General features: G+C 57.2%; 3 protein-coding genes. 1 reads left to right on the top strand and 2 read right to left on the bottom strand.

Annotated elements, in window-relative coordinates:
* A partial coding sequence (locus VIH17_11365) for a tetratricopeptide repeat protein (GenBank protein HEY4683830.1) occupies positions 1 to 2070 on the top strand: 2070 nt, incomplete at its 5' end.
* A 431-nt stretch (positions 2071 to 2501) separates the two neighbouring features.
* Here VIH17_11365 and VIH17_11360 read toward each other — a convergent pair.
* Together VIH17_11360 and VIH17_11355 are read right to left on the bottom strand one after the other, a co-directional pair.
* Entirely contained in the window at positions 2502 to 3641 is a 1140-nt protein-coding gene (locus tag VIH17_11360) for a DegT/DnrJ/EryC1/StrS family aminotransferase (protein HEY4683829.1), read from the bottom strand.
* A gap of 283 nt (positions 3642 to 3924) precedes the next feature.
* On the bottom strand, positions 3925 to 4395 hold a 471-nt coding region (locus VIH17_11355), incomplete at its 5' end, for a helix-turn-helix domain-containing protein (protein ID HEY4683828.1).

Raw genomic sequence — 4395 nt, 5'->3', positions numbered from 1 at the left:
ACCGGCCGTAAGTACGCCGAGAAGGGCGAATATAAGGCAGCAGTGATTCAGTTCCGCAGGGCGATTCAAATAGATCCAAAATTTGCCAATGCCCATTACCAACTGGCCCTGGTGTATGGCCGGTTGCGAGACTGGCGCAACGCCTACCAAGAGTTGGACGAGACGGTTCGCCTGGACCCTAATAATTTTGATGCTCAGGTCGATCTGGCGAGCTTCCTGCTTGCTGCCGGAAAATATGACGAAGCTCAGGAAAAGGCGGAATTAGTTCTTGGGGCAAATCCCAACCATGTGGCCGCCCGCGTTTTGCTGGGCATGAAGTATGCCGCCACTCGCGACATCCCGAGCGCTGTTCGGGAGCTCGAGAAGGCCATTGAGCTCGATCCGAGTCGGATTCAGAACTATCTCGCCCTGGGCGCAACCCATTTGTCCGCTGGGAACAAGGCCGAGGCCGAAGCCACCTTCAAGAAAGCGATAAAGACAGATCCGAAGTCTTTGCGGGCGCGGCTGGTGCTCGCCAGCTTCTATTTTTTGGAGAAGCGCATGGCCGAGGCTGAAGAGCAGACGCGGGCCGCGATCGAAGCGGATCCAAAGGCCACGCTTCCGCGTCTCTATTTGGGTCAGTTGTACGCAGCGAGCGGAAAAAGCACGGACGCCGAAAAAGTGTTCGCGGAGCTTAAGCAATTAGCGCCCGACGATCCCCGGTCCTACCGCGCCCTGGGGCTTTTCTACTGGATCAACGGTCAGAGGGAAAAGGCGGTTGCCGAATTCAAGATGCTTCTCGATTCCAAGCCCAAAGATATGGACACCAAGAAGTATTTGATCGAGCTACAGTTCGAGTTGCAGCGGATGGAGGAAGCCAACCGACTCAATCAAGAAATACTTAAAGCAAGTCCCAACGATGCGGAAGGCCTTTTGTTTAATGGCCGAATCCTCCTCGCCCAGGGCAAAGCACGAGAGGCCGTGAACGAAATTCAAAAAGGGCTGACCGGAGAGCCCAATTCGCCCGCCGGATATCACTTTCTTGGCGTGGCCCAGAATGCCATGGGCAACTTCGCGCTGGCCAAGTCGGCTTGGCTGCGCGCGCTGGAGTTGCGACCCCGCATGCCCCAGGCGCTTCTCGGTGTGGCAGAGGTGAGTCTGAAGAGCGGCGACCCCGAGTCAGCTCTGAAATACGCCGACGAGGCCCTCAAGATCGAGCCGGCCTTAGTCGGCGCGCATGTCATCCGCGCCAACGTGTTTCTTGTGAAGGGCGACCTGAAACAAGCGGAAATAGCGCTTCAACCTGCCCTGGAAAGCGACCCCACTTCCCCCCCGGCTCTCGCCACGTTGATGAGCATTTATCTGGGTCAGAATAAGGCGGGAAAAGCGGCGCAACGATTGTCGGCCCTCGTCCAGCAGTATCCGCAAAAGGCTGCTTTGCACCTGTTGCTCGGCTCGGTCTATTTCCAGTTGAAGGATTTCGAGAAGGCTGAAGCCAGTTTGCGGAAGACGATTGAGCTGGAACCTAATAGCTCGGACGCTCACAGCCTGCTAAGCCGGATTTACTCCCTGCAGGGCTCGACCGAAAAGGCCAAACAGGAGGCTCAGGCCGCTATCGACGCGAATCCCAAGGCGACAGGGTATTACGTTCTTTTGGCGAATATGTACGAGGCTGAAGGCAACTGGGAGCAAGCACAAAAGATTTACGAAAAAGCCCACGGGATAGATCCCGAAGCCCCCATCGTGGCGAACAATCTTGCCTTCTTGTACCTTGAGCACGGGGGCAATTTAGATCTAGCCCTTTCCTTGGCTCAAAAAGCGAGGGAAAAAATGCCGGACTCCCCCGCTACAGCGGACACGCTCGGTTGGGCCCACTATAAAAAGGGTTCGTATAAATCGGCCATCGGCTACTTTGACGAGTCCCTTAAGAAAGCTCCCGACAACCCAACTTACCATTACCACCTCGGCCTGGCCTACGTGGCCGATGGCCAGGTCAACGAGGGCAAACAATCTCTCAAGAAAGCGCTCAGCCTTAATCCAGGTTTCGCGTACGCGGCGAGCGCCCGGCAGGCCCTGGAGAATCTCCCTTAGGCGGAAATGAGATTCCTGCTCAGGCTGCCTGGACATTTCCGGCCGGACACTCTTCGAAGTGGTGGCGGTTGTTTTCAAGCCGCCAGTACTCTTGGTTTTGAACTTTCCAGAGACAGCGGCCGAGCTCAGTAAAGCGCCACTCCCGCCCCTCCTGTTTCGTATTCCGCTCCCAATGCAGAAACTCAGCGATCTTCGCCAGTAGGAACAGCGTCCGGCAGCGGAGCGTGCGTTCGTCCTGAGCACGCCAGAAGAGGTAAGAGACCGCGGCATAGAACCGGCTGCCCACGAGTGGCTACAGCGTCAGATATTCCGCGACCGAGACGCGCAGCGAGTTGTGACGCAAAATTTGAAACAGTAACCGCAGGACGGAATCTTTCCACTGGGGCAACCAAGCTACGAGACCGATCACCGCAAACAGCAAGAGTCCAGGCTCAAGCTTGGAGCGCGCTCGAGACCACGTCCACGACGCGCTCGATCTGAGTCACCGTCAATTCGGGATACATCGGGAGGGACAAGACTTCGGCAGCGGCGCGCTCGGTTTCGGGCAGATCGCCTGGCTGGTGCTGAAGTGAAGCATAGATTGGCTGCAAGTGGACGGGAGTGGGATAGTAAACCGTACTGGCGATGCCTTGATCCGCCAAAACTTTCTGTACACGATCGCGGTGGGGCACGCGGATAGTGTATTGATGGAAGACATGCTCGCCCCACGGGGCCACCTTCGGCACCACCACTCCCGGCAGACGGTTGAGAAGCGCATCATAATGCGCTGCGTTCGCCCGGCGTCCGGCATTCCACGCATCAAGGTGCCGCAACTTCACCCGTAGAATTGCTGCCTGAATTTCGTCGAGGCGGCTGTTCCAGCCCTGCTCTTCGCTGAAGTATCTCTTTGTGCTGCCGTGGTTGCGAAGCGAACGCAGGTGTCGGCAGAGCTCCTCTGAATCCGTGACAATCATGCCGCCATCACCGTACGCACCCAGATTTTTGCTGGGATAGAAGCTGATGCAGCCCGCGTCGCCCAGGCTCGCGGTCTTCTTTCCCTTGTAGGTGGCCCCGATCGCGTGGGCGTTGTCTTCGATGACCTTCAGGTTGTGCTGGTGAGCGAGTTCGAGGATCGGATCCATATCCGCCGGCTGCCCGTAAAGGTGAACCGGGATGACGGCCCTCGTCCGAGGAGTAATCTTGGCGGCGATTTTTGCCGGATTGATGCAGAACGTCTCAGGCTGGATATCGACAAATACCGGCGTTGCCCCCAGCAAGCTGACCGAGTCGGCGGTGGCGATGAAACTGAAGGAGGGCACAATCACCTCATCGCCTGGGCCAATCCCGCATGCCCGCAGCGCCAAGATCAGCGCATCGGTGCCGGAAGCCACGCCCACCGCGAATCGCCGGCCGCAGTAGCGAGCGATCTCCTCCTCCAATGCTTGCACTTGCGGTCCGAGAATAAAGTGCTGGGAATCGAGCACGGCCTCGATAGCGGCGCGGATCTGCTCCCGGATGGTGGCGTACTGCGCGCGGAGATCGACCATCGGGATGGGGTTTTGGGTCTTGTTGGTCAATGAGCTTGGGTCCATTCCACCGGCTTCATTTGCTTTGGGGCAGAAGCCTGAATAGACGAAACATCAGACAATTGCAAGGCCAATCCACTCCCTGAGGCCTTTCCTCGGGCGAGGGAAGCTGACCGTGGAAAGGGAACGAAGAGACGGCCACATCTGTGGTTTGCGCCCGCAATGGCGGGATGGAACCACAATTCGCGATGGAAAGAACTGCTTCACGCGCCCTGGGGAGAGTGATCGGCCCGGCAGAACAATCTTGCCCAAACTGGAAGCAGAAAGGTGTTCTTGAAAGACTCGAAATCTAGTCCTGAGTCGCGAGGGTTGCGTCGGCGGGCTGCCTTCGGTGGTCCCCTCCCTGGATGTCACGAATCTTGTAAAGCAGAGCGCGATAGCTGATTTGAAGAAGCCGGGCTGCCTGTTTGCGGTTCCAACGGGTGGCTTTCAGTGTCCTCAGGATCAGAAAGCGTTCTGCTAGCTGAGAGGCTTGTTGACTGAACTTCTTCAGAGAGATGGGTTGCGTCGCGGGCAGCGAAGGCACGAAAGCAGCCGGATGAGGGTGCTGCAAAGTTGCCCCATGCAGCTCGTCCGATCCCCCGGTTATCTCTTGTTCCTTCAGAATCTCTTCCGTGACTTCTTCCGAACCAAGCAGGACGTAACGTTTGACGTAGTTTTCCAATTCACGAATATTGCCGGGCCAGCTATGCAAACAGAGCCGTTCAAAAAGAAATTTGGAGGGAGACCGCAGGGGTCGGCCGAACTTGGCGGAGTATTT

Source organism: Candidatus Acidiferrales bacterium, assembly GCA_036514995.1.
Lineage (GTDB): Bacteria > Acidobacteriota > Terriglobia > Acidiferrales > DATBWB01 > DATBWB01.
This window is presented reverse-complemented; position numbering and strand designations above follow the sequence as displayed.

Bases quoted from the DNA above. Each gene is read 5' to 3' on its own strand.
- VIH17_11360 (HEY4683829.1), bottom strand. From the start codon at position 3,641: ATGGACCCAAGCTCATTGACCAACAAGACCCAAAACCCCATCCCGATG.